Source organism: Streptomyces sp. NPDC090442 (assembly GCF_044769405.1).
Lineage (GTDB): Bacteria > Actinomycetota > Actinomycetes > Streptomycetales > Streptomycetaceae > Streptomyces.
The window spans coordinates 1-4,420 of the sequence record NZ_JBIVXW010000170.1 but is presented as its reverse complement, the minus strand read 5'-3'; the positions used below and the strand labels follow the sequence as shown (position 1 = coordinate 4,420).

The 4,420-nt window shown below is 67.9% G+C and carries 2 protein-coding genes and 2 pseudogenes; 1 reads left to right on the top strand and 3 read right to left on the bottom strand.

Annotated elements, in window-relative coordinates:
• The coding region (locus ACIQU6_RS43850) for a reverse transcriptase domain-containing protein (protein ID WP_403488193.1) at window positions 1-1,038 on the top strand (1,038 nt) is incomplete at its 5' end.
• Here ACIQU6_RS43850 and ACIQU6_RS43845 read toward each other — a convergent pair.
• The 3 genes and pseudogenes from ACIQU6_RS43845 to ACIQU6_RS43835 all read right to left on the bottom strand — a co-directional run.
• A pseudogene (locus tag ACIQU6_RS43845) lies at window positions 1,016-1,918 on the bottom strand (IS3 family transposase); the annotation flags it as partial. The gene ACIQU6_RS43850 and the pseudogene ACIQU6_RS43845 sit on opposite strands and share 23 nt — an antisense overlap.
• Window positions 1,919-2,405: 487 nt before the next feature.
• Window positions 2,406-3,599, bottom strand: a pseudogene (locus tag ACIQU6_RS43840) (ISAzo13 family transposase); the annotation flags it as partial.
• Between the two features lie 88 nt (window positions 3,600-3,687).
• Window positions 3,688-4,002, bottom strand: coding sequence for a transposase (locus ACIQU6_RS43835; protein ID WP_403488191.1), 315 nt, complete (start codon window positions 4,000-4,002; stop codon window positions 3,688-3,690).
• Between the last annotated feature and the right edge of the window lie 418 nt (window positions 4,003-4,420).

Here is a 4,420-nt window from a genome sequence, read left to right as displayed (position 1 = left end):
CATCACAACATCCTTGTCTGGCAGGGGAGAAGGGCCTGCCAGGAACCAACCTCCCAACAAAACACACCAGAACTAAGCAGCGACACCCTACTAGGCGTGCCCACGATCGGGGATCGCATCGCCCAGACGGTGGTTGCCGGGGTCTTGGAGAAGAAGGCCGAGCCGGCCTTTCATCCGGACTCCTACGGCTACCGTCCCGGGCGGTCGGCGATCGACGCTGTGGGCCGGTGCCGTGAGCGCTGCTGGAAGGCGGACTGGGTCATCGACCTGGACATTCGCGCGTTCTTCGACAGCGTTCCGTGGGACCTGGCCCTCAAGGCGGTCGCCGCCCACACTGATCCGTCCCAGTCCTGGGTCCTGCTGTATGTGCGGCGCTGGTTGGCCGCACCGCTGCAACTACCCGATGGGACACGGCGCGAGCGGGACCGGGGGACGCCTCAGGGCTCCTCGATCTCGCCGGTCCTCGCCAACCTCTTCCTCCACTATGCCTTCGATGCCTGGATGGCGCGGAACTTCCCCGCCATCGAGTTCGAGCGGTACGTGGACGACGCGGTGGTTCACTGCGTCAGCGAACGCCAGGCGCGCTTCGTGCTCGCGGCGATCGAGAAGCGGATGGCCGAGGTAGGGCTTGAACTGCACCCGGAGAAGACCCGGATCGTGTACTGCCAGGATGCCAACCGGCGTGCCTCGTACGAGCACACCGAGTTCACGTTCCTGGGGTTCACCTTGCGCACCCGCTCCGCGGTGCGCAAGGACGGCCAGATGTTCCGGTCGTTCCTCCCCGCCATCAGCGGGGAAGCCCTGCGCAGGATCAGTTCCGAGGTGTGGTCCTGGCGGCTGCACCACCGCACCAACCTGAATGATGCGGACCTCGCACGGTTCATCAACCCGATCATTCGCGGGTGGATGGCGTACTACGGGGCCTTCTATGAGTCGGCTCTCTATCCCCTCCTGGAACGCGTCAGCGCCTACGTGATGCGGTGGAGGGCGTTGACCCCGGAGTTTGGACACGGGGTTATGCGGCTTGGGGCAGTGTAGTTGACGGTTCGTTGAAGAGGTTCTCGTAGGCGATCGGGGAGCGTTGCCCGAGGTGCGAATGACGGCGTCGGGTGTTGTAGCGGCTCGCCCAGCTGAAGGCCGCGAGCCTCGCCTGTCGGGCGGTGGGCCACGCCTTCGCGCCCTTGAGCGTCTCCCGCTTCATGGATGCGTTCCAGCTCTCCGCGGCAGCATTGTCCGCGCTGCTGCCGACGGCGCTCATGCTCCGTCTCACGCCCGCCTTCGTGCAGGCATCGGCGAACGCGGCGCTCGTGTACTGCGACCCGTGATCGCTATGAAAAATCGCCCCGTTGAGGCTGCCGCGGGTGCGCTCGGCGGCCGCCAGGGCGTCGACGGCGAGTTCGGCGCGCATATGGTCGGCGATCGCCCACCCGGCCAGCCGGCGTGAGCACAGATCGATGACGGTGGCGAGATAGAGCGGCTTCGCGCCGGTGACCGGCAAGTACGTGATGTCGCCGACGTACTTGGTGTTCGGCGCCTTCGCGGTGAAGTCCCGGCCGATGAGGTCGGCGGCCTTCACGGCGGCCGGATCGGGGACGGTGGTGCGGTGCTTCCTGCGCAGCCGCACGCCGGCGAGCCCGACGGATCGCATCACCCGGGCGACCTTCTTGTGGTTGACACGCTCGCCGTCCTCGCGGAGTTCGGGGGTGATGCGCGGGGCGCCGTAGGTGCCGTCCGATTCCTGGTGCACCACCCGTATCCGGGCGGCGAGTACGGCATCGGCGTCCTTCCGTCTGGCCCTGTCCGGCGCGGTCTTGCGCCAGTAGTAGAAGGTGGAGCGGGCGATCCCGATGATGGCGCACAGCCGCTTCACGCCGTAACGGCGCTGGTGGTCGGCGACGAACTGGCAGCGGTTCAGGAGCCGTAAATTAACTACTGCATGAGTTGATCTCGTTGTCGTGCTCCTCGATCACGCGCCTCAAGGCTTCGAGCGTGCGCGGAGGGCGGGTCCGGCGGAAGACGAGGACCCTGGCGAGCTCGGGCCCGGCGAAGGCCAGCATCGGCTTGGACCTCCCAGCGTGGTAGCTCAGCACGTTGCGCTTGCGGCCCATCAGTTCGGCCGCGAGGGTCAGGGTGACGGTGTTGCGGCTGCGGAGCACGGCGGCCAGGACGCGGTGGCGGTGATCGAGGGTGCCGAAGCCGGGGTTCCGGCCGCGGCCGTCTCTGCCTGCCCTCTGTCGTTCGGCTTCGGTCAGGACCTGTTGGCACGGTTCGAGGCGGAGCACGAGCTGTTCGAACTGTTCTCGGGTCATGCCGGTGAGTGCGGGGTGGGTCAGGAGGAAGGTGGCCTCGGCCGGGACCGGAGGCCCTGACTCGTCGCATGGATCTTCAGGATGCTGCTGGTCGGGGTCCTGCGGGGCGATGGTGTAATTCCACTCGCCATGGAACTCGTCGCGCTCGACCCGCCGTTCGACGTCGTTGCGCTCGGCCCGGGTGAGTGCTCGGCCGGTAGGGTACGCGTTCTCGTCCAGCACGGCCCGGACGGTCAGTCCGGTGCTGGTGCGGGTGGCCGAGATGGTCTGCAGCAGCACTTCGTAGCTGGTCAGTGGCTGCCCGCGCAGGCTGTGGGTGATCCGGGAGAACAGCCGGTGCTCCACTTTGTTCCATTTCGAAGCACCTGGCGGGAAGTGCATGACGGTGATGCTCAGCCCGCACTCGTCGGCGAAGTCAGCCAGGCCCATCTTGAACAGGCGGGAGTCGGCCGAGTTGGCCCCTCCGGCGTCGGCGGTGACCAGCAAACGGTCCACGCCGGGGTAGTCGAGGCATCCTCGGACCTTCCACCAGCGGCGCAGGGACTCCACCGCGAAGGCGGCGGTGTTGCGGTCGGTGCCCACATTCACCCAGCCTCTGTCGCGCCCCAGGTCGTAGATGCCGTACGGGATGGCGACCGGGGTGTCGGGGTCGATGAAGTCGTGGTCCGGGGCGGTGATCGGCTGGCCTTTGGGGCGGTAGGTGCGGCCGGGGCGGGCGAAGTCGCCGATTGGTTCCTTCTGCTTCGTATCCACGCTCACCACCGGCAGGCCCCCGGCCAGGAAGCGTTCGGCGGCGGCGTTGATGTGCCGGAACTGGGCGTCGCGGTCGGGCACCTGACTGCCAGCCCGGGTCTTGGCCATGCCCTGCAGACTGAAGCCCATCGCACGCAGCAGGCCGCCGACCACCGGGGCGCTGACCGGATGACCGGCATCGGCCAACTCCCGGGACAAGTCCCGCAGCGAGGCAGTAGTCCAGCGCAGCGGGGACACCGGATCGCCCACCTCACGCGGCTCGATCAACAACTCGAGGGCCGCCACCAGACCGGGGTCGCGCTCCGCGGCAGACTTGCGCCCGCCGCCGGGCCTGCGCACCCGCCCCAACACCTCTGCCCCACCCGCGAGTTCCTCACGCCCTCGCGCAACGGTCGACTCCGAGACCTCCGCCAGCCTGGCCACGGCCGCGATCCCGCCATGCCCCAGAGCCCCGGCCTCGGAAGCCAGATACAGACGGCGCTGCCGCTCATCCAGATGCGGCAGCACCACCGCAAACTTCGCATCCAGCACCGACAGGACTCCATCCGGGATCGCCACAACAGCCCAACTGCCATGCACAATCAAGGTATTGGCCCGAATCCAGCAGTAGTTAATTTACGGCTCCTCACCAGCGCGTCTCCCCGGCGAAATACCGGGCCGCCTTGCGCAGAATGTCGCGTTCTTCCTCCAGCTCCCGGATCCTCTTGCGCGCGGCGGCGAGCTCGGCCTCCACGGGACTTACGGCCTGGGCCGGTGCGGCGGCCCGCGTCGGCGAGTGGGCACCGGGGCGCCGCCCGTCCGCGGCACGGATCCAGTTGCGCAGCGTCTCGGTGCTGACCCCGAGGTCCTCGGCGACCGACTTGATCGTCGCCCCGGGCCTCGACCGGTACAACGCGACCGCGTCCGCCTTGAACTCGGCGGGGTAGTGCTTCATTGCCATCTGTACGGGACTCCTGACCACCCAGACCATCAAGATCCAAGTGTCTCTGGTGTCCAAACTCCGGGGTCAGGGCCCGGATGCCCAAGAAGTTCAAACGGCTGCGGGGCAGGAAGAAGGCCCAAACGGCGTGGAACCAGGCCGTCGCACGACGGCCCCGGTTCTTCGCCCACTGGGCCTGGACCACCCGCGCCCCGCGCGTCTGGTGACCAGAACGGCAAGAGCCGTATGACGAGAGATCGTCACGTACGGATCTGTGAGGGCCGAGGGGTGAGAATCCCCTCGGCTACTCGGCGGGCAGGGCCCGCATTGCCACACCCCCGCGCCCCGGTCACGCCGCGCGCCCTCAGCCACCCGAAGCCGGCTCAAGGGAAACAACGCGGGCCCTTCGGAAGAACCCGCCGAGTCCGCCCCGCCCGGC